The organism is Streptomyces sp. NPDC025618, assembly GCF_055558795.1.
In genome coordinates this window covers 197,491-222,633 of sequence record NZ_JBVHLW010000009.1, presented here as the reverse complement: position 1 = coordinate 222,633, position 25,143 = coordinate 197,491, and the positions used below count along the sequence as shown (strand labels likewise).

At 71.8% G+C, this 25,143-nt stretch carries 25 protein-coding genes, 1 tRNA gene and 1 pseudogene; 9 read left to right on the top strand and 18 right to left on the bottom strand.

Annotated elements, in window-relative coordinates; translation table 11 throughout:
• Positions 1-248 precede the first annotated feature (248 nt).
• Positions 249-1,580, bottom strand: coding sequence for a DUF2254 domain-containing protein (locus ACZ4A5_RS12040; RefSeq protein ID WP_467581723.1), 1,332 nt, complete (start codon positions 1,578-1,580; stop codon positions 249-251).
• A gap of 106 nt (positions 1,581-1,686) precedes the next feature.
• On the opposite strand from ACZ4A5_RS12040, the gene ACZ4A5_RS12035 reads away from it, so the two are divergent.
• A tRNA-Leu gene (locus tag ACZ4A5_RS12035) sits at positions 1,687-1,774 on the top strand.
• Positions 1,775-2,233: 459 nt separating this feature from the next.
• A pseudogene (locus tag ACZ4A5_RS12030) lies at positions 2,234-3,328 on the top strand (DUF3987 domain-containing protein); the annotation flags it as partial.
• A gap of 58 nt (positions 3,329-3,386) precedes the next feature.
• Here ACZ4A5_RS12030 and ACZ4A5_RS12025 read toward each other — a convergent pair.
• The 7 genes from ACZ4A5_RS12025 to ACZ4A5_RS11995 form a co-directional block, all read right to left on the bottom strand.
• The gene (locus ACZ4A5_RS12025; protein WP_467581721.1) at positions 3,387-3,608 is read right to left on the bottom strand and encodes a DUF7848 domain-containing protein; all 222 of its coding nucleotides are present in this window, start codon (positions 3,606-3,608) and stop codon (positions 3,387-3,389) included.
• A 57-nt stretch (positions 3,609-3,665) separates the two neighbouring features.
• Positions 3,666-4,133, bottom strand: a complete 468-nt coding sequence (locus tag ACZ4A5_RS12020; RefSeq protein ID WP_467581719.1) for a hypothetical protein — start codon at positions 4,131-4,133, stop codon at positions 3,666-3,668.
• Between the two features lie 97 nt (positions 4,134-4,230).
• Complete coding sequence (locus ACZ4A5_RS12015; RefSeq protein ID WP_467581718.1) at positions 4,231-4,461, bottom strand: DUF397 domain-containing protein; 231 nt, start codon at positions 4,459-4,461, stop codon at positions 4,231-4,233.
• A gap of 37 nt (positions 4,462-4,498) precedes the next feature.
• Positions 4,499-4,813 carry a hypothetical protein gene (locus ACZ4A5_RS12010; protein WP_467581717.1) on the bottom strand — a complete coding sequence of 105 codons (315 nt, stop codon included), beginning with the start codon at positions 4,811-4,813 and terminating at the stop codon, positions 4,499-4,501.
• A gap of 38 nt (positions 4,814-4,851) precedes the next feature.
• Entirely contained in the window at positions 4,852-5,694 is an 843-nt protein-coding gene (locus ACZ4A5_RS12005; protein WP_467581715.1) for a helix-turn-helix domain-containing protein, read from the bottom strand.
• On the bottom strand, positions 5,684-6,208 hold the full coding sequence (locus ACZ4A5_RS12000) for a DUF6879 family protein (protein ID WP_467581713.1): 525 nt from the start codon (positions 6,206-6,208) through the stop codon (positions 5,684-5,686). Before ACZ4A5_RS12000 ends, ACZ4A5_RS12005 begins: the two co-directional genes overlap by 11 nt.
• Positions 6,192-6,401 carry a hypothetical protein gene (locus ACZ4A5_RS11995; protein ID WP_467581711.1) on the bottom strand — a complete coding sequence of 70 codons (210 nt, stop codon included), beginning with the start codon at positions 6,399-6,401 and terminating at the stop codon, positions 6,192-6,194. The genes ACZ4A5_RS12000 and ACZ4A5_RS11995 overlap by 17 nt, the downstream gene beginning before the upstream one ends.
• 1,042 nt (positions 6,402-7,443) lie before the next feature.
• Between ACZ4A5_RS11995 and ACZ4A5_RS11990 the strand changes: the two genes are divergently transcribed.
• The gene (locus tag ACZ4A5_RS11990; RefSeq protein WP_467581709.1) at positions 7,444-7,686 is read left to right on the top strand and encodes a hypothetical protein; all 243 of its coding nucleotides are present in this window, start codon (positions 7,444-7,446) and stop codon (positions 7,684-7,686) included.
• 302 nt (positions 7,687-7,988) lie between these two features.
• Positions 7,989-9,416 carry a uridine transporter UriT gene (gene uriT, locus ACZ4A5_RS11985; protein WP_467581707.1) on the top strand — a complete coding sequence of 476 codons (1,428 nt, stop codon included), beginning with the start codon at positions 7,989-7,991 and terminating at the stop codon, positions 9,414-9,416.
• Between the two features lie 55 nt (positions 9,417-9,471).
• Here the strand turns inward: uriT and ACZ4A5_RS11980 are convergent, their stop codons facing one another.
• From ACZ4A5_RS11980 to ACZ4A5_RS11950, 7 genes are read right to left on the bottom strand one after another with little or no spacing between them, the layout of a single operon-like run.
• Positions 9,472-10,020: a flavin reductase family protein gene (locus ACZ4A5_RS11980; RefSeq protein WP_467581705.1), complete on the bottom strand. Its 549-nt coding sequence runs from the start codon at positions 10,018-10,020 to the stop codon at positions 9,472-9,474.
• Positions 10,021-10,045: 25 nt separating this feature from the next.
• Complete coding sequence (locus ACZ4A5_RS11975) at positions 10,046-11,296, bottom strand: MFS transporter (protein WP_467581703.1); 1,251 nt, start codon at positions 11,294-11,296, stop codon at positions 10,046-10,048.
• Positions 11,293-12,489 (bottom strand): acyl-CoA dehydrogenase family protein, encoded by a 1,197-nt coding sequence (locus ACZ4A5_RS11970; protein ID WP_467581701.1) that lies wholly within the window; start codon positions 12,487-12,489, stop codon positions 11,293-11,295. The genes ACZ4A5_RS11975 and ACZ4A5_RS11970 overlap by 4 nt, the downstream gene beginning before the upstream one ends.
• Before the next feature lie 29 nt (positions 12,490-12,518).
• Positions 12,519-13,700, bottom strand: a complete 1,182-nt coding sequence (locus ACZ4A5_RS11965) for an acyl-CoA dehydrogenase family protein (protein ID WP_467581699.1) — start codon at positions 13,698-13,700, stop codon at positions 12,519-12,521.
• Positions 13,697-13,960, bottom strand: a complete 264-nt coding sequence (locus ACZ4A5_RS11960; protein ID WP_398867523.1) for an acyl carrier protein — start codon at positions 13,958-13,960, stop codon at positions 13,697-13,699. The genes ACZ4A5_RS11965 and ACZ4A5_RS11960 overlap by 4 nt, the downstream gene beginning before the upstream one ends.
• A 21-nt stretch (positions 13,961-13,981) precedes the next feature.
• Positions 13,982-15,529: an amino acid adenylation domain-containing protein gene (locus ACZ4A5_RS11955; RefSeq protein WP_467581697.1), complete on the bottom strand. Its 1,548-nt coding sequence runs from the start codon at positions 15,527-15,529 to the stop codon at positions 13,982-13,984.
• Complete coding sequence (locus ACZ4A5_RS11950; protein ID WP_467581695.1) at positions 15,526-16,362, bottom strand: alpha/beta fold hydrolase; 837 nt, start codon at positions 16,360-16,362, stop codon at positions 15,526-15,528. Before ACZ4A5_RS11950 ends, ACZ4A5_RS11955 begins: the two co-directional genes overlap by 4 nt.
• Before the next feature lie 1,365 nt (positions 16,363-17,727).
• Here ACZ4A5_RS11950 and ACZ4A5_RS11945 point away from each other — a divergent pair.
• The gene (locus ACZ4A5_RS11945) at positions 17,728-18,753 is read left to right on the top strand and encodes a DMT family transporter (protein WP_467581694.1); all 1,026 of its coding nucleotides are present in this window, start codon (positions 17,728-17,730) and stop codon (positions 18,751-18,753) included.
• A gap of 14 nt (positions 18,754-18,767) precedes the next feature.
• On the opposite strand, the gene ACZ4A5_RS11940 is transcribed toward ACZ4A5_RS11945, so the two are convergent.
• Positions 18,768-19,472 (bottom strand): endonuclease V, encoded by a 705-nt coding sequence (locus ACZ4A5_RS11940; RefSeq protein WP_467581692.1) that lies wholly within the window; start codon positions 19,470-19,472, stop codon positions 18,768-18,770.
• A 68-nt stretch (positions 19,473-19,540) separates the two neighbouring features.
• On the opposite strand from ACZ4A5_RS11940, the gene ACZ4A5_RS11935 reads away from it, so the two are divergent.
• From ACZ4A5_RS11935 to ssgD, 3 genes are all read left to right on the top strand, one after another.
• Positions 19,541-19,840 carry a YciI family protein gene (locus ACZ4A5_RS11935; protein WP_467581690.1) on the top strand — a complete coding sequence of 100 codons (300 nt, stop codon included), beginning with the start codon at positions 19,541-19,543 and terminating at the stop codon, positions 19,838-19,840.
• Positions 19,841-19,925: 85 nt separating this feature from the next.
• Positions 19,926-21,107, top strand: coding sequence for a sensor histidine kinase (locus ACZ4A5_RS11930; RefSeq protein ID WP_467581688.1), 1,182 nt, complete (start codon positions 19,926-19,928; stop codon positions 21,105-21,107).
• Between the two features lie 130 nt (positions 21,108-21,237).
• A complete protein-coding gene (gene ssgD / locus ACZ4A5_RS11925; RefSeq protein WP_467581686.1) occupies positions 21,238-21,651 on the top strand; it encodes a spore wall synthesis regulator SsgD in 414 nt (137 codons plus the stop codon).
• A gap of 37 nt (positions 21,652-21,688) precedes the next feature.
• Here the strand turns inward: ssgD and ACZ4A5_RS11920 are convergent, their stop codons facing one another.
• Positions 21,689-23,230 carry a hypothetical protein gene (locus ACZ4A5_RS11920; protein ID WP_467581684.1) on the bottom strand — a complete coding sequence of 514 codons (1,542 nt, stop codon included), beginning with the start codon at positions 23,228-23,230 and terminating at the stop codon, positions 21,689-21,691.
• A gap of 17 nt (positions 23,231-23,247) precedes the next feature.
• Complete coding sequence (locus tag ACZ4A5_RS11915; protein WP_467581682.1) at positions 23,248-23,754, bottom strand: inorganic diphosphatase; 507 nt, start codon at positions 23,752-23,754, stop codon at positions 23,248-23,250.
• Positions 23,755-24,030: 276 nt separating this feature from the next.
• Here ACZ4A5_RS11915 and ACZ4A5_RS11910 point away from each other — a divergent pair, with 276 nt between their 5' ends.
• Positions 24,031-24,963: a dihydrodipicolinate synthase family protein gene (locus ACZ4A5_RS11910; RefSeq protein ID WP_467581681.1), complete on the top strand. Its 933-nt coding sequence runs from the start codon at positions 24,031-24,033 to the stop codon at positions 24,961-24,963.
• Positions 24,964-25,143 lie beyond the last annotated feature (180 nt).

The window sequence follows — 25,143 nt, the reverse complement described above, 5'->3', positions numbered from 1 at the left end:
GGGTCGGGGGGCGGTGGGGTGTGGGTGTTGTGGGGTTACCTCTCCGCGGGTGGGGGGGGGGGGGGGGGAGAAAACCCCCCCCCCCCCCCCCCCCCCCCCCCCCCGCGGCCGCAGCCCGCTCCCGCCGCAGGCGGCAACGGACCGGTAGCCGGGGGTCTGGGGCGCGCGCCCCAGTTCGGGAAGGGGCGGGTAGGGGAAAAGCCCGCCGCAGGCGCCAAGGACCCGCACCCCGCAACGGCGAAGCCCCCTCACCCGATCCCCTGCCGATCCGGCAGCAGAGCGAAATCCCGGTCAGCCGCCTCCGGCACCACCCTTTCCACCGCCTGCCGCAAAAGCACCCGATGCCGCAGCAACGGCACGCGCCGCTCCTCAGGGGCAAGAGCCGAAAGGTCGTCCAGAGCGGCCATCAGCCGCCGGGTCACCTGCGGCGCGCCCGTCGCGCAGCCGCGGATCTCCGCGAAGCCCAGGTCGACGAGGTCCGTCCAGCCGGGCAGGTCCTGCACCAGCCGCACCGTGCCCTTGCGGTCGGGGTGGCGCAGCGCGCCCAGGGGGCGGCCGGCGACGGTGGCCAGGATCTGCACGATGCGGTCCAGGCACTGCACGGCCGTCGTCGGGTCGTTCACGGCGGGGGACAGGGCCCGCTGCGCGATGTCGGACAGCTGCCGCAGCCCGAACCCCAGGTCCTGGTGGAAGGTCCGCTCCACGCCCACCGACACGGTGTAGCGCAGCGCCCGCGGCGGCGGCCCCGTACCGCCGTGCACGGCGAGCACCGGGGTGCCCGGCACCACGAAGTCCCCGATGCGCGGGATGAGCCGCAGCACGACGCCGTACCGCCGGGCCACCCGCACCAGGCGCGCGATGTTCACGTCCCGCAGCACCCCCGCCCGCCCGCGGTGCGCGATCTCGGCCGAGGCGGGTCCCAGCTCGGGGACCTCGCCGCCCGCCGCGCCGTGCTTGTCCAGCACCCGGAAGGACTCCGAGGCGATCCGGTCGATGACGTGGCTGACGCGCATCAGCCGGATCGTGGAGTTCACGTAGGCGACGAACAGCACCAGGCTCACCATGACCATCACCACGCAGGCGATGCTGGAGATGATCGGCACCGTGCTGATCGTCCGGGGATCGGTGTCCCCCTGGTAGGAGGCTTGCACCAGCAGGGCGAACTGGAACGTCGCGAGGAAGACCGCGAACGTGCACTTGGTGATCCGGCTGCGGACGTAGAGCCGCACCACGCGCGGCGAGAACTGCCCGCTGGCCATCTGGAGCGCCACCAGGCTGATCGAGAACACCACACCGATGAAGGTCAGCATCGCGGACCCGACGGTGGTGATGATCGACTTCGTGTCGTCGGCGAGGTCGATCAGGGAGGAGACGGTGTCGTAGTCGCCGTCGCGCTGAAGGCTCTCGATCAGCAGCCAGTCGAGCTCCAGCGCCACCCCGGCCGTCACCGCGGCCCCCAGCAGTCCCACGGTCGGGGCGAACCAGAACGTGTCCCGCAGATGCTCCCGCAACGGCGACAGCGGCCGCGGCCTGCGCCATGTGACGCCGCTTGTTGTCGCGGTTTGCCCGGTATTGCCCATAAATAAAGCTTATGGCCCGTATGGATACCCAGGTGAAAGGCACTCCGAAACCTTGGTATTGTTATCCATGTCGCCGCGGGGAACACCCCGCAGAGACACACACCTAGTCCGGGTGGCGGAATGGCAGACGCGCTAGCTTGAGGTGCTAGTGCCCTTTATCGGGCGTGGGGGTTCAAGTCCCCCCTCGGACACCAGCAGAGACCCCAGTTGATCTGGGGTTTTTCTGTTTTCTGGGGTGTGGCGTGACCAACCACGTGACCAACAGCCCAGAGAGTTACCTGGTCAGACCAGGGATGACAGGCCGAGCCTGTTCGCTCCGGAGGCGGCGAGCTTCCGGGCTCCGTTCTTCCTGCTGTGGCCGTAGCGGGCCATGGTGTAGCCCGGCGAGTGGTGCCGGACGTTGGCGGAGACCTCGACGGGATTCTCTCCGGCCTCCAGATCGTTGGTGACCTTGCTGTGCCGCCAGTCGTGGATGCGAAACTCCTCGGGGAGCTTCAGGCGGGTGCGCAGGGTGCGCTACCGGGCCGAGACCTTCTCGGGGTCCTGGGGTCCGCCTGCTTCGCCCCGGTAGAGCTTGAAGCCGTCGCGGGCGAACACCAGGTCGTGATCCGTCCACGCCGGGCCGAGGCGTTCCCGCTCCGCGTCCTGGCGTTCACCTGTGGGAGCAACAGGAGGCCACGGCCGAAACTGAACACGGGCGCGACGTGCGGGCGTTGGTGGTTGAGGAGGAGTGGTCGGAAGTGCTCCGCAGGGTCAAGCGGGATGTGTCGTTCACGACCAAACTCCGCGCGGCTTGGGACGGGGCGACGCTCCGGAACACCACCAAGGAAGAGGCGCAGGAAGTCCGCGACCCGGCCATGGTGCTGCACTGCCACGTCACCCCCTCCGACTGGTCCAAGTACGTGGGCGAGTCGGAGGCGGCCGGAGGCTCGTACAACCGCATCCTTCCGTTCCTGCTCGGCTCCGTGCCCATGCTCGACGACGACCGCGTGAGCGTGCCGAAGGTGGACGGCTCCGAACTGTCCGACGCTTATGGGTGGGCCACCGCCCGCCCCCGCGTGATCACCCTCTCTGAGGAAGCCCGGCCGCTGTGGCGGATCGTTCGCCGGTACGCGCGCATCCTGGGTGAGACCCTGCCGGAGGCTCAGGCGGTGTTCATCGAGCGGACCTCAGAGCAGACGCTCAGGGTCGCGGCCTGCCTGGCCGCCTCCGAATGCTCCGAGCACATCACGGACGAGATTCTGACGGCCGCCTTCACCCTGGTTCGCCGCTCCGTCCAGGACGCGATCCGCATCACGAAGGGGACCGATGCCCCGAAGGTGAAGCGCCAGCCGCTCAGCCTCGCCGGCAAGGTCCGGGCCCGAATCGAACTGCACGGCGGTCGGGCCACGTCGTCTCAGGTCCTCCCGTACGTGGGTGCGTCGGCCGCAGAGGTCAAGGAACTCCCCGGAATCGTCGTGACCGTGGAACGGGAAGGGAAGACCGGCTGCCCGAAAACGGTTCTGACGCTCCGCGGTGACGGTTCCGGTCACTCGAAGGCACAGCCGGCCCGCGCGGAGCGTGACCTGAACGGTGACGATTCCCGTCGCTCTGTGTCGCGGCCGACCAACTCTCTGCGTGAGCAGAACCGAGCCACGGTCGTCCGCATGGACACCTACCGCTCGACTCCCAAGCAGGCCCCGGAGCCCACGCCCGAACCGAAGCGCCCGGAACCCCTCGACGCCAATCCCTTCCGAGCACTCCTCTAACCAACCAACACAACAGCCCCGGCCCGAAATGGGCCGGGGCTGTTGTGTTGCTTCGGCTCTACTCAGCCCGCTCGACCAGGGCGACCGATGTGCACAGGCGCCGGAACCGGTTGTGCTGGGTCCGGCCGGTGTGGCTCATGCAATCCACGTCCACGGCCGCACCATCCGCCGAAGGTGCGGCCTCCCAGCCGCACATCAGGCACTTCGCCTCGAACGTCACCTCTGTGTCTGGGTGTTGGGTGATCCGGTGCTTCACATACCGCAGGGCCGTGCGGGTCATCGTGCGCGCTCCCCCTCATCAGGTGTGGGCGGTCTCGGCGGGGTCTGGGTGTCGCGGTCACTTCACCGGGCAGTCCGGTTCCGGCATGGCGTGATTCGGCGAGCAGCACACCAGGGCCAGGGACAGGTACGAGGGGCGTTCGAGGTAGAAGCCGTGGGATACGTCCCCGCCCCAACCGAGCTGTTCGGCAGCGGAGTTGACCAGTAGCGCCAGCCGCGTGCTGTCGCGGTCCGTCTCGGAAGCGAATCGGGGCGCGTACTCGGTGAGCCGTTGACCGAGCCATTCCGCCGCTTCCTTCGGCTCCTCCCAGGTACCGCGAATCAGCTTCCTTGGCTTGATCAGCCAGTACGACGTTTCGAGCGGCGGGAGGTCTACGACGGGGAACTCCGCCTTCACTTCCCTGTGCCGCTGGATCAGTTCCGGCTTGCCGTCCGCCGGGGGTGGATCAGGGTGGGGAGGTCGTCTCAGAGCCTCGTCATCGAACCGTTGCTTGGAGCCGGTCCACAGATACCCATGGTGGTGCAACTGTCGTCCCGTTCAGTGCAGGAAGAAGGGGGAAGCGCCCAACCGGCCCCGACTCTCGGGGGATCGAGCCGGGGTCGGAGGGCATCAGGAACGGCCGTCAGGCAGACAGGCCGAAGCGAGCCGGGTCGATACCGGCCGCCTCCAGTTCGGCAGTGGTGAACCGCAGCGGGGCCATGTCGGGGCGCTTGTCGTCGCCCAGCGCCCACGCGTCGGGGCCGATCTTCGCCAGGGTGGCGCAGGATTCGCCGTCCGGGTGCGTGTTGCCCCCGCACGCCTTGAAGAACGTGGCTCCCTCGATGGGCAGGCTGTACAGGTCGGTTCCGGGCATGGGTGTGCCTTCCTGTGAGGTCAGTGACGGGGCAGGCTCAGACCTGGTACTGATCCGACTTCGACACGAGCACAACCCCAGGGCCAAGAGCTGTCGCCGACTCCCGGAACAACTCATGCAGCATCGATCTGGAGTTGTCCCGCATGGCGTTGCTCAGGTTGTCCGCCAGCAAGGCGGCCTCAGACGGAAGCAGGACCATTTCCGTGTCTGCCATATGCCGACCGTTCTTCGTCAACCACATGGGCACGCGAATGTTCCCATCACCATCCTGATATGCCGGGCGGCTTGGGATGGGGTCCATCCGCCAACCCTGCGGGGCCTTCTGACTGTCGCTCTTCGGTTCGGTCGGCATAGGTACATCCTCGGCCCGCAGGCGAGAGACCTCTAGCGTTATTTGCGTTGTCGGGTAAAGATCCCAGACCACTCGTTCAGGAGTTCTCGGCACTCGTCTCCGAAAACCGCGTACGACTCGTACCTCTCGAAGTCCTCGCGGTACGCGTTCACGTCGCGATGGTCCCGCAGGATCAATGCACCGGTGCCAGTTTCCACGGTGGCTAGTCGCCGGTCGTATACCGTGAAAGTATTCAGCGGCATCTCTGAAATGTGGCCTGCCAGGGGGATGACCCCAAGCCGAACGCTAGGAATTCGAGATACCGAAGCCAGTCGGTCGAGCTGCATTGCCATGGCAAGAGGTGGCAGCAGGGGCCAGCGAACGGCTTGTTCCGTCAGCAGGAACGTGAACGACTTTGACGAGTTGTAGAGGACGCTCTGGCGTTCCAGTTTCTTCGCAATGGTCTTGGACTGGTCTCCGGGAGTGTCCGCGATGCTGGCACGCACATACTCCGGCGTAGCAAGTAGCCCTGTGATCGCCGAGAGTAGGAAGAATCGGAACTCTGTTGTGACCGTTTCGATCCTGGCTAGCTCGTTCTGCTTCTTGTCTAGGCCCCGACGCCGGGAAGACCAATGGTCCTGCCACTCGGTATTCGCGGTGCGAACCAGTTCGAGGATCTGTGAGGCTGCCGGATCATCGGTCCCAAGCGCTTCAAGGATCAGCTCTACGTCGACAAAGGCGGGAGTGAGTTTCCCGCTCTCCATGTTGCTGACCTTGGTTTGTGACATGTTGCAGCGGCGAGCGAGCCAGGTCTGAGTCTTCCCGGCTCGCTTCCGCAGGCTTCGCAGTGCTTCCGCTAGGTCCGACCTGGACTGACCTAGCCGTTCAGGCTCAAAGCTCAAGACCCTTCACGAACTCCTCGAAGGGCACGGACTCAGCTACCGCGATTCGCTGGTATTCGATGAACGGGGCCACGTCGCCCTCGAATACCTCGCGGTTGATCTGCTTCCCGTCAGGCTCATAGTTCATGAGCACGACTTCCGACTGGTCGAACATCCAGAAGTCTTGAACCCCTTCAAGAGGGTTGGTTCTGTCGGTCACGTCGAGAATGCGGATCTGCTCCCCGGCCAAGAGGTGCGGCCGGTAGTACTGGGAGAACTCGAACCGCAGGTACTCGGACAGAGGTCGAGTGACGATGTGGACGCGTCCTTGAAAGCGCCCCTCCGTGACCTGTTTGCGGAGCCGGTCTGTGTACTCGTTGTGGACCGTTGCGGGGTCGATACGCGCGCCGTCGCGGAACGCCTGAAGCTCCTCGGCTTCCTGCGGCATGAGGTACTGCGGCAGGGTCTCAAGACGCCATGCTTCCCGCTGGAAGCCCTCGAAGCGTGCGGCCCACTCTTCACCAGCCAAGAGCACGGACAGCCTCCCTCAGAACGTCCTCGGGGATCTCGACAAGCCCTTCCCCCTCTGGGGGCTGGAATGCCTTGGACACGTCGCCCTGGACGACGATGGAGCCGGACGCGGTGCGGTAGACGTTCGGGCAGTCGTCCTTGCCGCACGGTCCCTCGTTGCCGTTTCCGGTGAGTCGGGTCAGTTCCTCACGAGCCATGGTGAAACCCCCTGTCTCCCGCCTCCTCGTGGGGCGGCTCCACGACCGTACGGAGGGCGTGCCGTTGCCGTCCATGCGATCACGCCAATATTTGCGTTGTCGCATAAATCTGTGGTGCTCGCCCCCCTGCCAGAGGCGGCCTTGGGTATGGCGTGGGCAGGCTGGTCACGTGGCCAACGCATGACCAACAGCGGTCCGAAACAGCCCGAAACAGGGGGAACGCATGACCAACGGTGCTGGTCAAGACTGCGGCGTGTCGGGCACGTTTACCCAGGTCAGCTAACCAATGAGCTGGTGCCCGAGTGGAGAGTTCAAGTCCCCCCTCGGACACCAGGTAAGACCCCAGTTCACCTGGGGTTTTTGCTTTTCTGGACAGTGGCGTGACCCACGGCCAGCGGACTTCCTGCTCGGACCAGGGGCGGCAGGCCGATCCGGCCCGCTCCGGAGGCGGCCGCGCTTTCCGACTGTTCCGAGGCCCTCACGGACGACGTGCTGTTCGCCGCGTTCACTCTCGCACGCCGCTCCGTCCTGGCCGCTGTCCGCGTCGACCGGGCGTACCACCCCGAAGACGAGGCGGCAACCGTTCAGCCTCGCCGACAAGGTCCGAGCCCGCGTCGAGACGCATGGCGAACGGGCAACGTCCTTGACAGTTCCCATCGCTCTGGCGGCCGGCCGGCTAGACCAGGTCCGAGGCTGCTGCCCACATGTCCTTTTTGACTGAGCTGGTGGCTTCGGCTCGAAGCCAAGGAGTCACCGCGTTGATGAGGGAGGCCGCGGCCATCGGCCTTGCGTGCGCGCCGACGAGTTCATCGAGACTGGCTTTCCCGCTTCGGTCGGCTCTCCACCGTACCGCTGGGCGCGGCCCTGCCGTTGGTCGTGCGTCGAGCCGCCGCTGAGCCGGCGGGGAGCTCGGGCAAGCCCCTTGATTCCTGGGCGGCTTGGGAGACCGGCGAAGACCCCCGCGGCCGTGGTGTCGGCCTGGGGCATGGGCCATCGACGGACACTGAAGGCAGGCGACCGCATCGCAGTGCGGTGTATGCGGATGTCCAGCGCCTCCGGCTTCCCCGCCCCGCCCCTCGCCGACCAGTTCACGTCGTACCTGCTGCCCGGCGAAGCCGAGCTCCTCAGGGGAACCGCATCGCTCCACACGGACACGAACCCGCACAACATCATGATCGGTAACGGCGGCGTCGCCCACGTCGTCGACCCGGCGTGCGCGGCCGTCCGGCTCAGGGAACGCGGGCGGTCGCCGGCCGCCGCAGGTGATGACGTGACCCACGCCTGACCCCCCAGGCGCCGGGCGCGTTCCGGGACACACACGAACAGCCAGGTAGGATAGTGGCGCAGCTAGGCCCTGTGAGGCTGGCGTTTCCGCAGGTCAGAAGCTTGTGATGCGGGTGCCCGAGGTGAGCGTTCACGTCCCTCCTCGGACACCGGCAAGAACCCCAGCGTTCGCTGGGGTTTTTCTGTGTCCGGGAGGCGGTCGTCATGAGCGCTCCCCAGGAGATATAGCCGCTTTGCCCGGAGCCGGTACCTTTGGCCTCTCCGGCAGCAGCCGTCCGCTGCGTTCCCAGAGATCCACGAGGCATGAACGTTTCCCTTTCCGACCGCATCCAGGGTGACCGCCCCGTCCGGGTGGGCGTGCTCGTCACCGCTCTCCTCACGGCCTGCGTCGCCTTCCAGCTCAACGCGAGCATGCTCAGCCCCGCGCTGAAGAGCATCGAGGACAGCCTCGGCGCCAGCTCCGCCGAGATCGGCCTCACCCAGACCGCGTTCTTCACCTCGGCCGCGCTCTTCTCGCTGTTCCTGCCGCGCCTCGGTGACGTCCTCGGCCGCCGCAAGGTGCTGGCCGGGATGTTGGCGCTGATGGCCGTCGGGTGCGTCGTGGCCGCGCTGGCGACCAGCGTGCCCATGCTCTTCGCCGGCCGCGTGATCCAGGGCGCCTCCGGCCCGGTCGTCCCGCTGTGCCTGATCATGCTGCGGCAGGAGGTGACCGAGCCGAAGAAGTACGGCACCCTCCTCGGCGTGATCACCGCCGTCAACGGCGGTATCGCCGGTGTCGACTCCCTCGCGGGCGGCTACCTCGCCGACAACCACGGCTTCGGGTCCGTCTTCTGGGCGATGGCGGTCGTGGCGGTCGTCGCCACCGTGCTCGTCGCCACCCTGACCCCCGAGTCCAAGGTCCCGGCCGCCGACCGGATGGACTGGCCGGGCGTCGGCCTGCTGGTCGTCTCCGTCGGCTCGCTGCTCATCGCGCTCAACGAGGCGGGCAAGCTCGGAGCCGCCGACTGGACGCTCATCGGTGTCCTCGTCGTCCTCTCCGCCGTCGCCTTCGCGCTGTTCTGGCGGAACGAGGACCGCAGCACCCACCCGCTGGTCGCCACCCGGCACCTGCGCCAGCGCTCGACCTGGGCGACCCTGCTGACCACCGTGCTCACCATGACGGGTGTGTTCGCCGTCATGAACGGCCTGATCCCGGCCTTCGCGCAGGACGCCCGGGCGGGGCTCGGCATGAGCGCCGAGCAGTCCGCCTGGTGGACCCTCACGCCGTACGCGCTGGCCGGACTGGCCATGGGCCCGGTCGCGGGACGGCTCGCCGCCACCTTCGGCTACGGGCGGATCCTGCGCATCGGGCTCGTCGGGTCGGTCGCCTCGGTCGTCCTGATGATCCTCACCATGCCCGCGCACTCCCGCGTGCTGCTGCTGGTGACCTCGGTGCTCGTGGGCATCACCTACGCGGGCGTGGCGAACATCGTCCTCAACGGGCTCGGCATCGTGCTGTCGCCCAGCGAGAACCCGGGCTTCCTGCCCGGGCTCAACGCGGGCGCCTTCAACCTCGGCGCCGGTCTCAGCTTCGCCCTGCTCTACGCGGTCAAGACCGCGGCCGCCCCCTCGGACACGGCGTCGTCCACCGGCTACACCTCCGGCATGATCGCCGGTGTGGCCATCCTGGCCGTGGCCATCGCCACCTCCTTCCTGATCCCCAAGCCGGTGGCGGCCGAAGCGCACGCCTGACGCGTCCCGTTCCCCTGTCCCCGCGGGGGCTGCCCCCGTGGCAGCCCCCCCGCGGTCATGTCACGGGCCATGTGGCGTACTCGCGCATGCCGTACAGCAGCGGCGCCGGGCGGGGCTCCGGCGCGGTCCCCGTGCGGACGACCTCGCCCAGCACGATCGTGTGGTCACCCGCCCGCGTGAGACGTGTCACCCGGCACTCCGCCCAGGTGTGCGCGTCCTGCGCGAGGACGGGGAGCCGCAGCCCCGGGGACAGGTGCCAGGGGATCTTCGTGAAGCGGCCCGCGTCCCTGGTGGCGAACGCCTCCGCCGCGCGCCGGCCCGGCCCGTGCAGCAGGTTCACGGCGAACCAGCCGTGCGCCTCCAGCACCGGGAGCGTGCTGCCGGTGCCGGAGGCGCAGACCAGGAGCAGCGGCGGGGCGAGGGAGACGCCGCACCACGCGGTGCACGCGAAGCCGTACGGGTTGCCGAGCCCGTCCTGGGTGGTCACCACGGCCACCCCGCTGGGATGGGAGGCCATCAGCGCGCGGAAGCCGTCGGGGTCGAGGGCGGTGAGCGTGGCCGTGCCGTCGTCGACGGCACCGCTCCCGCCGGATGCGGGTGTCATGGTGGGGTCCTCCCGGATGCGTCGGTCATGACGTCCTCGTCGGGTGTGCCGCCCGGGAGGCGACCGCCGCCGTGACCGTGACGCTCGCCACGCACAGCACCGTCACCACCCCGGCGAAGATGCCCGCCGCCGTCATCAGCGTGCCGTGCGACAGCAGCACGGCCACCCCGACGACCGGCAGCGTCAGGCCCAGATACGCGGCGACGAAATAGCTGGAGACCAGCTCCGAGACCCGGCCGGGCAGCGCCTGCGACGTCACCAGCGCCAGGCCGGACTTGAAGGAGGTGCCCGCGCCCGCGCCCCCGAGCACCGAGCCGCAGAGGAAGAGCGGCAGCGAAGCCGTGGACAGCCCCGCCAGGATCAGCGCGAGCCCCAGCGGCACGCCGGCCATGCCCACGGCCAGACCGGTGCGCGGCGGCAGCCGCACGGCGAACAGCTGGGCCGCCCCCGCGGAGCCGAAGGCGCTGAACGCCACCAGTCCGACCGCGAGATGACTGTGGTCGTGCAGGCCCTGGACCAGGAAGTTCCCCGCCAGCGAGGCCAGCAGCCCCAGCAGGGCGAAGGAGGCGAACACCGCCACCGCCGCCGCGGCGAAGCTCCGCCGCGCGGGCGCGGGCACGCTGAGGCGCTGCGGCCGGATCCCGCCGCCGCGCGGCGCGACGGGTTCGGGCAGCGCCGCCAGGGCGAGCCCCGGCAGCAGCAGGGCGGTCAGGACCACATACGGCAGGACGGTGGGGGAGGGGGCGTACTCCACCAGCAGCCCCGACAGCAGCGAACCGCAGCCCAGACCGGCCATGTTGGTCACCGACGCGATCAGCGCCGCCCGGGGCCGGACCGGGTGCAGCTCCGCGAGATAAGCGGTGGCCGCGCCCGTGGTCAGCCCGACGGAGACACCGGACAGCACGCGCCCGGCGAACAGGCCGGGGAGCGTCGGGAAGGCGAGGAAGACGACGCTGCTGACGGCGGCCACCAGCAGCGCCGGGGCGAGCGTGGCCCGCCGCCCGATCTGGTCCGAAAGCCCCCCGAACAGCAGCAGGGAGAGGAGGATGCCGCCCGCGTACGCCGCGAAGACCAGGGCCACGACCGGCGGGGACAGGTACAGGCGCTGCGCGTACAGCGCGTAGACGGGCGTCGGGACGGTGCCGCCCGCCATCACCACGAACAGCACATAGGTGACGACGGGCACGGCGGTGCGCGGTGCCCCGGGCGGGGTCGGCGCGGCGGTGGCGGGCGCGCCCCCGGTGGCGGTCCGCCCGTGCCGGCTGACGGCGCTCACCAGTCGAAGGCCGTCGCGTCGTGGAGGTTGACGCCGAGGGCCGCCTTGCCGAGGTACTCCAGGCACTCCTCCGGCTTGGCGGGCATCACGGAGGCGAACGAGGCCTCCCGCAGCAGCCGTTCCAGCGGCAGCGAGCGGCTGAGCGCCGCCGACCCGCAGATGCGGACGGCGTCCTGCGCGAGTGCCGGGCCGACCTCGCCGACGACGTACTTCGCGGCGTGCACCGCCGCGTTGGCCTCCACCGTGCCCCGCGCGCTGTCGATCCGCGCGCCCGCCTCGTGGACCAGCGCCCGTGCCGCGCTGAGCCGCGCGGACATCCGGCCGAGCTCCCGTCGCAGCACCGGGGACCCGGCGCGGCGGGGCGAGGCGGCGACGTGGTCGGTGGTGAAGCGCAGGACCGCCTCGGCGATGCCCAGATACGCGCCGGTGTAGCCGGAGATCATCCAGTGCGGCTCGCGCACCAGCTTGTACATCGACATCCCCTCGACCCCGAGGAAGAGCCGGGAGCGTGGCAGGGGCACGGCGTCGAGAACCATGTTCGCGGTGCTGGTGCCGTACATCGCGGACAGGCTGTGCACCTCGCCGAAGCGGACGCCCGGGTCGTCGGCGGCCACCACGAAGTGCGAGACCTCGCCGCTGCCCTCCGTCCCCTCGGCGCGGGCCGCGACCACGTAGTAGTCGGCCACGCCCGCCAGCGAGACGAACGACTTCTCCCCGGTCAGGACGTAGCCCCGGCCGTCCGCGGAGGGGCGGTGGGTGGTGCGCACGCCGCGCAGCTTGGCGCCGCTCCCGGCCTCGGAGGTGGCGGACGCGAAGATCTTCCGGCCGCCCACCACCTCGTCGTACACCCAGGAGCGGAAGGCGTCCGCGGCGGGCGGCAGCGGCATGGCCGCCGACTCGCACAGCGAGCCGATGGCGACGTTGTGCATGTTGAAGCCGAGCGCGGCGGCGCCGTTGTGGGCGCCCAGCACGGCCAGCACGCGGGAGTAGCCGGCGAAGCCGAGCCCGGCGCCGCCCGCCTCGCGCGGCACGAGCAGCCCCAGCAGGCCCGCGTCCTTGAGGACGCGGTACGTCTCGTGTCCGTCGGAACGGCCGGCGTCCACGTCGGCGGCCAGCGGCGCGAGGGCCGCGCCCGTCTTCTCGGCGAGTGCGAGGAGTTCTTCGAGGTCGGTGGGCAGCGAATCGATGGGCATGGAAAGGGCCATGAGGGGCCTTTCGGGAATCAGTTCTCTACGGGAAGGCCGAATTCTCGGGCGACGCCCACGCGCAGCAGGTCGTTGGGACCGGCGTAGGTGAGGGCCGCCATGGGGCTGTGCAGGTCCGCGGGGAGTTCGGAGTCGGCGATGAAGGCCCGGACGCCCGAGAGCGCGGTGGCGTGGCCCGTCAGCCGGACGTAGTCCTCCGACACGGAGATCTTGGTGAGCGCCGCCTCGGCCGACAGCCGGCGCGTGGGCGTGCCCGCGTCGAGCCGCGCCGCCATGCCGTACAGCAGGCCGCGGGAGCGGTGCAGGGCCAGCGCCATGTCGCTGACCCTGGCGGCCACTTGGTGGCTGGCGCCCATCCGGCGGCCGAAGTGGTCGCGCTCGGACGCCCAGGTGGTGATCCGCTGGAGTGTGCGGCGCATCGGGCCGAGGGCGTAGCCGAGCAGCAGGGCCCGCTCCCAGGTGGTGGTGGAGGAGAGGATGGCGAGACCGGAGCCCTCCGCGCCGATCAGCTGGCCGGACGTCAGGCGTACGCCGTCGAAGGCCAGCTCTCCCATGGGCACGCCCGGCAGCGCGGTCTTGGCGAACGCGTCGGCGCGGGTCACCCCTGGAGTGTCGACGGGGAAGAGGAAGGCGGACAGGGCGAACGGCGACCGGTTCTCCTCGGTGCGGGCGAAGACCAGGGCCAGATCGGCCACCGGGGCCGCGGTGATGAAGGTCTTGGCGCCGTCGAGCACATAGCCGCCGTCCGCGCGGCGGGCCCGGGTGTCCATCGACAGCGGATCGCTGCCGCCCCTGCGCTCGGTCAGCGCGTGGCACAGCAGGACCCGGCCGTCCTGGAGGCGGGCGAGGGAGCGCCACGCCTCCTCGGGGAGCACCGCCCGCAGGGGGTACTGCATGCCGAAGACCTGGGACGCCAGGGCGTAGACGACCCCGGGATCGACGCCCGCCAGGCCGATGCCCTCGATCATGGCGAGGGAGCGGGTGACGGGGCCGGGCTCGCCGGACTTCGAGGGCGGCTCCGATCCCGGCTCCGGCGGGTCCAGTCGCAGCACCCCGAGCCCGGCCAGCGCCTCCCACTGGTCGCGGAAGCCCTTGCCGGCCAGCTGCTCGGCCAGGGGCCGGGCCCGGTCGCGGCAGGAGCTCACCACGGCCTCGGTCGCGGTGGGGCCGGTGCGCAGCAGGCGGTCGGTCGCGGTCATCGCGCGGCCCCCGCCCCGATGTTCTCCAGGACGGCCCACAGGGCCGTGGGGCTGCGGAAGTTGGCGGCGACGATCTCGGTGTCCGGCAGGGTGAGACCGGCCTCGGTGTCGAGGGCGGTGACGATCTGCATGATGGTGAGCGAGTCGAGCAGGCCCGTTTCGAGCAGCGGGGTGTCGGGGCGGAGCCGCTGGGGCTCCTCCCCCCGACCCCAGGTGATCTTGCTGCTGATCAGGGCGCAGAGGTCTTCCACGGTGTGCACGGTCGGGCTCCTTCGGCGGGTTCAGGCGGTGACGGTGGCGGTGGAGAGCGCGCGGCGGTCGACCTTGCCGCGGGCGTTGACGGGCAGCGGGCCGGTGGTGACGACCCGGTCGGGCAGCATGCGCAGGGGCAGGACGCCGCGCAGCCCCGCGAGGATGTCCGCCGCGGTCGCCGCGGTCGTGACGTACGCCCAGATCTCGCCCTGGTGCGCGCCGTCCTTGGCGACGACCGCGGCCGCGCCGACCCGCGGCAGGCCGAGCACGGCGCTCTCGACGTCGAGCAGGTCGATGCGGTGGCCGCGCCGCTTGACCTGCGAGTCGCCGCGGCCGCGCAGGAAGACGCGGCCGTCCTCGGTGATCCGGCCGATGTCGCCGGTGGCGTACGCGCGGCGCGGGACGCCGTCGCGGAAGACGACGGTGCGGGTGGGGTCGGTCAGCGCCCCGTCCTGGAGATAGCCCTGGAAGACGGTGGCCCCGGCGACGAAGATCTCCCCCTGGCCGTCCGTGGGCCGGCCGTCGTCGCCGAGGACGTCGACGGTGTCGCCCGCCACGGCCCGGCCGATGGTGATCTCCTCCTCGGCGGTCCAGTCGGCGGGCACCCGGCTGTAGGTGCACACATTGGTCTCGGTGGGGCCGTAGAGGTTGTAGAAGGGGATGTCGCCCAGGAGGCCGAGGTAGCGCTCCAGCAGGCGCGGCGGGAACGGCTCGCCCGCGAAGGCAGCGACGCGCAGCGAGCCGGGGAACCGCTCGGCGGCGCCGCCCTGTTCGAGCATGCCCTGATAGAGCGAGGGCACGGCGTAGAAGGCGGTGATGCGCTGTTCCGTGAGCCAGCCGACGACGTCGCGCGGGAAGGCCCGCAGCACGTCGGGCATCAGGACGGCGCAGGCGCCCGCGGCGGCCGTGCTGAACAGGTCGAAGGTGGTGAGGTCGAAGGTGAGCGCGGCCTGCGAGCCGACCCGGTCCGTCTCGGTCAGACCGAGCTCGGCGGCTGCCCAGAGGGCGAAGTGGGCGACGTTGGCGTGGGAGAGCAGGACGCCCTTGGGGCGGCCGGTGCTCCCGGAGGTGAACAGGACATAGCCGCCGCGGTCGGTGGGGGCGGGCAGGGGCGCGGGCCGGCCGGTGACGGGGACGGTGCGGATCCAGTGGAGGCCGTGCTCCAGCTCGCCCTCCGCCTGTGCGTCCGCCCCCGCTGGGGCGGCCTCCGCCGCGGCCTCGCGGGCTCCCGGCAGGGCCCGGCCGGAGGTGAGCAGGAGGGAGATCCCCGCGCCGCGCACCATGTGCGCGGTCCGTACGGGCGGGTCCGCGACGTCGAGCGGGGCGACGACCGCCCCGGCGCGCAGCCCCGCGTAGATGCCGAGGACCGCCGCCGTCCCCTTGGGGGCGTGCACACCCACCCGGTCGCCGGGCGCGACCCCGGCCGCGGTCAGCTGCCGCGCCAACTCCTCGACCGTGCGCTCCAGTTCGGCGTAGGTCCAGGTGCGTCCTTCGGCGGTCAGGGCCGGTCGGCCGGGGTAGCGGTGGGCGGAGGCGGTGAGCAGGGCGTCCAGCCGGACGCCGGCGGTGTCGCTCATGGGCGGGTCTCCTGGCGCGGCGCCGGGTCGGCGGGGGAGTCGGCGGGGGAGGTGGAGAGGGATTCGGTGAGGGGGTCGGAGAGGGAATCGGAGAGGAAGGTGTGGACGGCTTCGATCACGTCGTCGGTCCGTTCCAGGTGCGGGGTGTGGCCGCAGCCGGCCAGTTCCAGGCGTTCTACGGGGCCGGGCAGGGCGCGCCGCGCGGCGTCGAGGTGGGCCGTGGTGCCGTAGCGGTCGCGATCGCCCTGCACGAGGAGGACGGGGGCGGTGACCCCGGCGAGATCGGGTCCGATGTCCCAGTCGCGGAACTCCGGCGAGAGCCACACCTGGCTCCAGCCGTGGAAGACGGCCTCCGGGTCCTGGTGGTAGAAGGCCAGCTCACGGGCCAGCGGGCCGGATAGGAAGGCGGCACGCGCCGCTTCGACGCCCCGCAGTGTGCGGTCCTCCACGAAGAGGTGCGGGGCCATCGCCACGGCCGCTTCGACGGGGTGCGTGGCCGCGTGCAGCAGCGCGATCGAGGCCCCGTCGCTGTGCCCGACGAGCACGGGCCTGTGCAGGCCGAGCCGGTCGAGGAGCTCGGGCAGGACCTCGGACGCCTCCTCGTGCATATACCGGGGCGAGCGCGGCAGCCGGGCCGGTCCCGAACTTCCGTAACCATGGCGGGAGAAGACCAGCGTGCGCCGCCCGGTGGCCGCCGCCAGCCGCGCGGGAAAGCGCCGCCACATGGCGATGCAGCCGAGTCCTTCATGAAGGAGAACCAGAGGCGCCGCTTCGGGATCGCCGCCGAGCACGGTGTATTCGACGGGGCCGCGTGATAACTCGATGGTGGACATCCGATGTCCTTGCTGTGAGTGCCGGTCGGGTGAACGGAGGAACGCCGACCATCGGCGGATCCGATACTTGCTCACGGCAATGTCTCCGTCAACTGCTTTCTGGATTAGGGGAGTTGAATCGGAGACGACGGCGAGCACGGTAAACTGCGCGGGCCGCGGAATGTGAAATTCCCACCCCGGCGGGGTGAGGTGCGCCGGTCCGGCGGTGTCCTGCCGGGTGTACGCGCAGGGGGAGCGCGTCCGTCCATGATCAAGCGTCACATCGCGGTGTACGCGCTCCAGTTGGCGGACATCGGCATTAGCGGCGGTCCGGTCGGCACCCTTCCTGGGTGGTGGGCGCCGTCGAGCGAAAGGCGTCCTGGTCGCGGTAAAGCGGTGGTGTCCTGGCGCGCGTCGCGGCTATCCTGAACTGCCCCTTTATTTCGCGGAGCCGATGCCATTCCGTGCGCACCGGACGCCATTTCCTCGCGAGCCGTCCGAGAGCTCCGCCAGGGCCCTCCCGGAAAGAATCCTCCGGGCCTTCGAATCCTCCCCTTCCCGCCTCGCGCGGGCCTGTTCTCGTGCCGAAGATGTCCGTGGTCCGGCCGAGCCGGTGGATTCGCCCGGAAGGCGCGGCCATCGAGGGGTGGTCACACGTCGTAAAAATCCTCCTCATTTCCCGCGCCGCGCGGTGCCCGCAGGCACCCCCGGAATCGGCGGCCATGGGGGCGGGCGACAAGGGACCGGGCCGTCAGGGCGTAGGACGGCATACGGCAGAGGGCGGCACGCGGCCACCCGTGGTGCGTAGCGGCGAGGTGTCCGCGGAGGGATTCCGTGCTCGGTGAGCGCGCGCCCGGGGTCGCTCCGCCGCGCGGGGCGGTCCGGGGCCGGAGTCACGGCGTCCGTACGTCGGCCGAAGGCGCCGGCCCGCCGGGGGTGGCGGCGGGCGACTCATATCGGACGGTGGAGGTCGTATCCGGCGAAATGGCCCCGCTCCGAGCCCGCAGATGTGCCGGAGCGGCGCTCGGCGGCGGGCGGGCCGCACCCCCGTCACGCGGGACACCCTCCTGGCCGCCCCGGCCCGCCGCTCGCACGGGAGGCGGCGCCGCTCCCGCCCGAATACGGAATCCACAGCTCCGTAACCGGGGGTTTCCGCCGCCCGCGCGAAATTCCCCTGGATTCCGCGCGCCCATTCCCCGCGAAAAGAAAAGGGAAAGGGTATTCGCGGGCTGTCGGGGGCGTCTCGGGGTGGCCCCTACGTGTGCCCGTGGACTCGTACTCCATCTGTAGTACCCGGCAGTCCGTTCTCAGGTACGACGACGCGCGCGGCCCGCAGAGGCATGGTGGAGGTATGAAGGGCTTCGGGACGGACCGGCGAGGGGTGACGTGAGCTCGCTGGTGATGTCGGTGCTGCTGTGTCTGGTGTCCGCCCTCTGCTACGCGGGCGCCGCCATCGTGCAGGAACGTGTCGCCACCACCAGCGCCGGTGGTGCCTGCGGACCGCTGCGCCACCCGAGCTGGTGGGGTGCCGTGGGACTGACCGGGGTGGGCGCCGGGCTGCACGTGCTGGCCCTGGCCTACGGCCCGCTCAGCCTGGTGCAGCCGCTGGGCGCGCTCACGATCGTCTTCGCCCTGCCGATGGCCGCGGTGTTCGCCCGCAGACCCGTCGGCGCGGTCGGCTGGCGCGGCGCGCTGCTCGCCACCGGTGGGCTGATCGCGCTGCTGACGCTGACCGGGTCCCCGCGCACCGAGTTCCTGGACGACGGTGCGAGACCCGTGCTCGCCGCCGCGGGCCTCGGCGCCATCCTGATCCTCATGGTCGCCGCGCGCTGGGTGCACCGCCCGGCCCCGCGGGGCGTGGTGCTGGCCTCCGCGGCCGGTGTCGCCTTCGGCCTCGGCTCCGTCTTCACCAAGGCCGCCGCCGAGGACTGGACCTCGCACGAGACCGGCTCCCTGCCGCTGGTGCTGGCCGGCGTCGTGGTCTTCGCCTCGGCCGGACTGCTGCTCTCCCAGACCTCCTACCGGGGCGCCGGTCTCGCCGCCCCGCTGGCCACGCTCACCGTCGTGAACCCCGCGGTCGCCGCCGCCATAGGGATAACGGTGCTCGGCGAGGGCTTCCGCTACGGACTGACCGGCGGGGTGCTGGCCGGGGTGGCCGGCGCGGTGGCGGCGAGCGGTGTGGTCACGCTGACAGCGCGCGACGCGGAGCGCGCGCCGTCCGGTCCGGCGTCCCTGCCCGCGGCGCGCGGCCCGGCCCCGGAAGGGCGGGGACCCGCCGCGGGCCACGGGCCCGCGGGCGCGACCCCGTCGCGGCTGTGGCGGCCCGTCCCGGGCCCCGGCCGGACCGGCTTCGCCGCGTGCGGCCGCGACCGGCGGCCCGCGGCGCACTCGGGCTCGTCCACGGGGGACTGAGACTCCCCGCGGGCCTACGGCTCCGCGGACGCCGTGCGCAGAGCCGCCCGGCACAGCGCGTCCGCCGCCCGCGTCGTCTCCGGCAGCCGGAAGTCACGGGCCAGCCGCAGGGTGAACCCGCACGCGTGGTCCAGGCTCACCCGGTGGCCCACCGACACGAAGACCGGCTTCACACCGGCCCGGGTGCGCACGGCGCGGCCCACTTCCTCCTCGCCGTCCAGCAGCGGCGAGGTGTCACCCCGCAACGGCCCCGGTTCCGCGTGGCGGAAGGTGAAGGGGTTCTTGGCGACGCCGATCGTCGGCAGGTCCGTCAGGACGCCGAGGTGGCTCGCCAGGCCGAAGCGGCGCGGGTGCGCGAGCCCGTAGCCGTCGCAGACCACGAGGCCGGGGGTGACCGGCAGCCGGTCCAGCACGGCCAGGACGGTGGGGATCTCACGGAAGGCGAGCAGCCCGGGGACGTACGGGAAGGCGATGCGGCCGACCGCCGTGGCCTCGGCCACGACCTCCAGGCTGCCGCTGTCGAGCGCGACGGCCGCCGCGGCGACGAGGTCCCGCTCGTCGTCGTAGGCGACGTCCACGCCGACGGCGATCAGCGGGGAGCCGGGGGAGGGGCCCGGCTCGTCCCGCACCACCCGGCCCCGCAACTCGTCCTGGACGGCGGCCGCTTCCGCCTCGGTCGTGGGCCAGCCCGCGGGCAGCTCGTCAGGTGTGTGGCTCATGATGCGCCTTACGCTACCGGCCGGGTGCGCCGAGGCGGCGGCGGGGCCGCGAGCGTAGCCTGTGGATCATGTTCGTACTTGAGCTGACCTACATCGCGCCGATCGAGCGCATCGACGCCGCACTCGCCGAGCACGTCGCCTGGCTCGACGCGCACTACGCCTCGGGCGTCTTCATCGCCTCCGGACGCAAGGTCCCGCGCGACGGCGGGGTCATCCTCGCCCTCGGCGACGACCGGGCGAAGATCGAGGAGATCACGAAGAGCGACCCGTTCATGGTGGCGGGGGTGTGCGAGTACTCGATCACGGAGTTCATCGCGACGAAGACGGCGCCGCCGCTGGAGCGGTACCGCCAGGAGCTGCCGTCCTGAACAGTCAAAGATTCATCCTTTCGGCCCATGGCGGGTGGCTGTAAGGGCGATCCCCCGGCCCGGGGGCCGCTCATAACGTGAACGCATGACCCCCATAACCCTGCCTTCGGCCCCCGACCGCCCTCCCGCCCCCCGGTCGGTGCGCCGCCACGGGTGGCTGCTGGCCGGGCTGTGCGGGGTGTGGATGGTCGAGGGACGGCTGCTGAGCCGGGGTGCTCCGTATCCCGGCTCGGCAGGGGGACACCACGCGCATCTGGTGGTCTGGTGCGCCGGCCTGCTGGTCGCCGCGTGCGTGCTGCCCTGGGCCCCGCTCGTCGTACGCGCGGTGGCGGCCGTTGCCGTCTCCTGGTCGGCGACCGGCTATCTGCTGACGGTCGGGGCGCACATGCCGGTGTGGGGGCTGACCGAGGGTGCGGCCCTGCTCGTCCTGCTGGCGCTGGTCGCCTGGCGGGCGCCCGTGCGGGTCGCGGTGCCGCTGGGGGTCGCCCTGGCCGCGGGCGTGCTCGCGGCGCCCGTACGGGACACCGACGCGCTGAGCACCACCGTGGTCGCCTACTCCCTCGTGGTGGCCGGGGTCGCCGCGCTGGGGCTGTGCCTGCGCTACCGCGACGTCGAGCGCGCCAGGGCCGTGGCCGCCGCCCGGGAGGCCGAACGGCTGGAGCTGGCCGGGGAGTTGCACGACTTCGTCTCGCACCACGTCGCCGCGATGACCCTGCTGGCGAAGGCCACCGGCTCGCTGGCCAGGGACGAACGGGTCGCGGCCTCGCTGCGGGACATCGAGGAGGCGGGCGGTGAGGCGATGACCACCGCCCGGCGGCTGCTGCGCGTGCTCCAGCAGGACGAGGCCCACCGGGAGCCGCTGCCCGGCCTGGACGGGATCGCGGAGCTGGTCGAGGACTTCTCCCGCGCGAGCGGCGCGCCGCGCGTCTCCCTGCACGTCGACCCCTGCTTCGACGCCGGACTGGCGCCCGAACTGGCCGCTTCCGTCCACCGCATCGTCACCGAGGCCCTGGCCAACGTCGCCAAGCACAGCCCCGGCGTCTCGTCCGTGGAGGTGGAGCTCCGGGACGCGGCCCCGCGCTTGTTCGTCTCCGTGCGCGACGACGGGCGCGGTCCGCAGCACGCCCGCCGCACCCCCGAGGACAGCGGCGGGCTGGGGCTGGTGAGCCTCACCGAGCGGGCCGACGCGATCGGCGGCTCACTGACCGCGGGGCCGGTGCCGGGCGGGGGCTGGGAAGTGCTCGCGGTGCTGCCCGTCCAGCACTGACAGCGGGCGGGAGTGACGTAGGTCACATCGGATTCGTGCGGCTGACGTATTCGATCCGCCGTCTCTCCAGAAGAAGCAGAGAGAGGCACGGACCCGCACCACCCCAATACCGACCGCAAGGGAGCACGCGTTGTCCACCGTCATCGACCAGGCTGTCCAGGCACGGCTGATCGCATCGGCCCCGAAGGACCGCGCCGTTCCCGCGCAGCTCCGTTATGTGCCCTCCGACCCCTTCGCGGTGCATATCGCGTTTCCTCCCATGGCGTCCCTCGACGGGGCGGATGTGGCATGGGCGTTCGCGCGCGAACTCCTGGCGTGCGGACTCGTCTCCCCGGCCGGCGGAGGTGACGTGCACGTCTGGCCGTGCGGCCCGGACCGCACCGTGCTGGAGTTCCACGCCCCCGAGGGCATCGCCATGGTCCAGATCGCCACCTCCGAACTCCGCCGCTTCCTCGCCCGCTCCTACGCCCTCGTCCCCGCCGGCGCGGAGTCCGCGCGTCTCGACCTCGACGCGGACCTGACGACGCTCCTGCGGGAGGCGTAGCCCGAGCCGCGGCGCTCACGCGGGCGCGGGCCGGGCCCTACGGCGCCACGTACGCCACCCAGTCCGTGCCGCGCAGCGGGTGGGGCCGCCAGCCGCGCGCGAACGGCGGCAGATAGCCGTCCTCCGGGGCGTACAGCACGGCCATCGGCTCCCGTGCGGCGGCGCGTTCCAGCGCCGCCGTCGTGGTCGAGCGGTTGTTGCCCATCGTCTGCGCGGAGGCGCACCCCGCCTCGTACGCGATCGGCTGCGCCCGTGGCCCGCTGACCAGGCACGGCGCCCGCAGGCCCAGGCGCTCCAGGCCGTCCGCGGCGCGGCGGTAGCGCACGGTGGTGTCCCGCGCGTCCGCCGCGTTGGCCCGCAGCCCCTCCAACTGGACGACGAGATGCCCGGCCAGCACCGCGCACAGCAGCGCGGCCACGGCGGTACGGACCCGGCCGTCGCGCGCGGACCGGAGCGCGCGGGCCGCGAGGCCGGCCACCGGCAGGGCGGCCAGCGCGTAGGTGGGCAGCAGGAAGCGCGGTGCGGAGTAGTCCAGCAGGAGGAGATAGGGCACGGCGAGCGACAGCGCGCAGCCGACGGGCAGCAGGGTCGCGGCCCTGCCGCGGCGGGACCGCAGCGCCAATCCGCAGGCCGCGGCGGTGAGTACGGGGAGCAGCAGCCACCACAGCGAGTGGGTGAGCGGCGGCGCGGCGATGCGGCAGGGGCGGCAGAGCAGCGGCCCGTCGAGCCCGCGGTACGCCGCGGACAGCCCGCCGCCGAGGTGCGCTCCCATGCCGCCCTCGGTGTCGCTGGAGATGTCGAGCCGCTGGGTGATCCCGCCGAAGCGGACGTACGCCTCGACCGCCCACTGTGCCCCGCCCAGCGCGAGCCCGCCGAGGACGGCCGCCATGGTGCCCGGGCGCCGCCAGGCGCGCACGGCCGCGCAGACCGCGAGCAGCGGCAGGGCGAGCCAGACGCCGTCCGGCGCGCGGAAGAGGGTGGCCGCGGCCAGCGAGAGGGTGAGGCCGGTGAGGGCCCGGCGGCCGCCGCCGTCCCGGGCGCGCAGGAACCAGCCGACGGCCGCGACCGCCGTCAGCGCGACCCAGAGGTTCGGCATGACCTGCGGGCCGCTGAGCACCGTGATCCACAGACTGCCGAAGAGCGCGGCCGCGAGCGCGGGCCGCAGCCGCCCGAGCAGTGGCTCCCACACCTTGAACGCCGCGTACAGCGCCGCCGACGACAGCAGCACGAGCACCACGCGCAGGGCGAGCGGGGAGGACGTCGCGGCGACGAAAGGGGCGACGAGGAAGGTGATGCCCCGGGAACGGGGAGCGCTGAAGAACGCGGCGGGGTGGCGGGGGTCGACCTGGGAGAGATAGACGGTCTCGTCCCAGCCGAGGTTCATGTGCGCGACGGCGTAGCAGAGTTGGGCGAGGCCGTAGAGGAGCGCGACGACGGCGAGCGGCGGGATCCGCCGCGCCGGCGCCCGGTCCCCGGGCGCCGGGCGGTCCGGAAGGACCGGAAGGACCGGAAGGAGGGGACCGGGCAGCCGAGGGGGCGCCGTCCGCGCGCGGTCGGAGTGCCGTTCCGTGGGAGCCATGCCCCCTTCTACCGTATTTACGGCCGCTGTTGCCCCGCCTTCGCGGCGGCCGCCCGCCCCGCCGACGCGGCGATCTCCGCCTCCGCCGCCGCACGGTCGGCCCAGCATGCTCCGCTGTCGACGGATTTGCCGGGTTCGAGCTCCTTGTAGACCTCGAAGAAGTGCTGGATCTCCAGCCGGTCGTACTCGGGCAAGTGCCGCAGATCTCGCATGTGTTCATGGCGCGGATCGTTCGCGGGCACGCACAGGATTTTGTCGTCCTCGCCCTGCTCGTCCCTCATTCGGTACATCCCGATCGCGCGGCACCGGATGACCACCCCGGGGAACGTCGGCTCACCGGCGAGCACCAGGGCGTCGAGGGGCTCGCCGTCGGCGCCGAGGGTCTCCTCGATGAAGCCGTAGTCCGCGGGATAGCGGGTGGAGGTGAACAGCAGCCGGTCCAGCCGGATCCGGCCGCGCTCGTGATCCATCTCGTATTTGTTGCGGCTGCCTTGCGGGATCTCCACGACGACGTCGAAGTCCACGGGTGCCCTTCCCTTTGGCGGTCGGCTGCTCCCATGGTGGCGCGGCGCACGCCGACACACCATGGTCCGGACCGGGGGAGCGACGGACTCGCGGTCGAAGAACGCTGCTCGGCCGACGGCTGGCGGGTGCCGCGTATTCCAGCCCGGCCGGCGCTTGAGGCCGCCCGCCGCAGGCGCCACGCACCCGCAGCCGAAATGAGCGCTCAGCCCAACGTTTCCGTCCGCGAAGCCAAGGGCAGAGCCCTCCTCCGGAAGAAACGGTGGAAGGGGATCCGCATGCCGCTGTCCATGCCCCTCGGCGGGGTCGTGCCTCCTGTCTGTACGCCGCTCACGCCCGGCGGCGACGTGGACGTCCGCTCGCTCGGCGCGCTCGTGGAGCATGTGCTGGAGGCGGGCGTCGACGCCGTGTTCGCGCTGGGGTCCAGCGGCGAGGCCGCCTTCCTGACCGACGACCGGCGCGGCATCGCGCTGCGGGCCGTCGTGGAGGCGGTCGGCGGGCGGGTGCCCGTGCTGGCGGGGGCCATCGACATGACGACGGCCCGCGTCCTGGCGCACGCCCGCGTCGCGGAGTCGCTCGGCGCGGACGCGCTCGTCGTCACCGCGCCCTTCTACGCGGGCGCCTACCCCGCCGAGACCGCCGACCACTTCCGCCGGGTCCGGGCCGGCACACGGCTGCCGCTGATCGCGTACGACATCCCGCCCGCCGTGCACAGCAAGCTCACCCCCGCCGTGCTCCTGCCGCTCGTGGAGGACGGCACGCTCGCCGGGCTGAAGGACAGCAGCGGTGACCTCGGCATGCTGCGCAGGCTGCTCGTCGCCCTGCGCGAGCGCGGCCTCGACCGGGGGTTCGGCGTGCTCACCGGCTCCGAACTCGCCGCCGACGCCGCCCTGCTGGCCGGGGCCCACGGCGTCGTGCCGGGGCTGGGCAACGTGGATCCTGCCGGATTCGTACGGCTGTACGCGCACGCCCGCGCGGGCCGCTGGCGCGAGGCGGCCGCCGAGCAGGACCGGCTGGCGGCGCTGTTCGCGCTCGCGGAGACGGGGGACCCGGCGGCGATGAGCGGCGGCTCGTCCGCGCTCGCCGGCTTCAAGACGGCGCTCCACCTGCTCGGCGTCATCGCCTGCCCGGCGACGGCGGCGCATCCGGGCCTGCCGGAGGAGTCGGTGCGGGTGGTGCGCCGGCTCCTGGAAGAGGCCGGCCTGCTCTGACCGCTGACGCGCCGACGCCTTCGGCCGGTGGGCCCCTGCCCGCGAGCGCCGGACGGGCCGGGCGTGGCCGGTGCCGCCGTGCGAGCCGTGCGGAGGGACCCGTCCAAGTGCCGCGGGGCCAACGGGATTTTGCCCACCGCCGACCCCGGCCAGGTCTTGTGGAAAGGGGAACCCCTTCTT

Excerpts from the sequence above, each read along its gene's own strand:
- ACZ4A5_RS11935 (WP_467581690.1), top strand. The coding sequence starts at position 19,541 with ATGTTCGTACTTGAGCTGACCTACATCGCGCCGATCGAGCGCATCGAC.
- ACZ4A5_RS12015 (WP_467581718.1), bottom strand. The coding sequence starts at position 4,461 with ATGCCCGGAACCGACCTGTACAGCCTGCCCATCGAGGGAGCCACGTTC.
- ACZ4A5_RS11940 (WP_467581692.1), bottom strand. The coding sequence starts at position 19,472 with ATGAGCCACACACCTGACGAGCTGCCCGCGGGCTGGCCCACGACCGAG.
- uriT (WP_467581707.1), top strand. The coding sequence starts at position 7,989 with ATGAACGTTTCCCTTTCCGACCGCATCCAGGGTGACCGCCCCGTCCGG.
- ACZ4A5_RS12040 (WP_467581723.1), bottom strand. The coding sequence starts at position 1,580 with ATGGGCAATACCGGGCAAACCGCGACAACAAGCGGCGTCACATGGCGC.
- ACZ4A5_RS12010 (WP_467581717.1), bottom strand. The coding sequence starts at position 4,813 with ATGCCGACCGAACCGAAGAGCGACAGTCAGAAGGCCCCGCAGGGTTGG.
- ACZ4A5_RS11965 (WP_467581699.1), bottom strand. The coding sequence starts at position 13,700 with ATGACCGCGACCGACCGCCTGCTGCGCACCGGCCCCACCGCGACCGAG.
- ACZ4A5_RS12025 (WP_467581721.1), bottom strand. The coding sequence starts at position 3,608 with ATGACCCGCACGGCCCTGCGGTATGTGAAGCACCGGATCACCCAACAC.
- ACZ4A5_RS11955 (WP_467581697.1), bottom strand. The coding sequence starts at position 15,529 with ATGAGCGACACCGCCGGCGTCCGGCTGGACGCCCTGCTCACCGCCTCC.
- ACZ4A5_RS11950 (WP_467581695.1), bottom strand. The coding sequence starts at position 16,362 with ATGTCCACCATCGAGTTATCACGCGGCCCCGTCGAATACACCGTGCTC.
- ACZ4A5_RS11980 (WP_467581705.1), bottom strand. The coding sequence starts at position 10,020 with ATGACACCCGCATCCGGCGGGAGCGGTGCCGTCGACGACGGCACGGCC.
- ACZ4A5_RS11990 (WP_467581709.1), top strand. The coding sequence starts at position 7,444 with ATGTCCAGCGCCTCCGGCTTCCCCGCCCCGCCCCTCGCCGACCAGTTC.
- ACZ4A5_RS11910 (WP_467581681.1), top strand. The coding sequence starts at position 24,031 with ATGCCGCTGTCCATGCCCCTCGGCGGGGTCGTGCCTCCTGTCTGTACG.
- ACZ4A5_RS11920 (WP_467581684.1), bottom strand. The coding sequence starts at position 23,230 with ATGGCTCCCACGGAACGGCACTCCGACCGCGCGCGGACGGCGCCCCCT.
- ACZ4A5_RS11995 (WP_467581711.1), bottom strand. The coding sequence starts at position 6,401 with ATGGCTCGTGAGGAACTGACCCGACTCACCGGAAACGGCAACGAGGGA.
- ACZ4A5_RS11930 (WP_467581688.1), top strand. The coding sequence starts at position 19,926 with ATGACCCCCATAACCCTGCCTTCGGCCCCCGACCGCCCTCCCGCCCCC.
- ACZ4A5_RS11970 (WP_467581701.1), bottom strand. The coding sequence starts at position 12,489 with ATGCCCATCGATTCGCTGCCCACCGACCTCGAAGAACTCCTCGCACTC.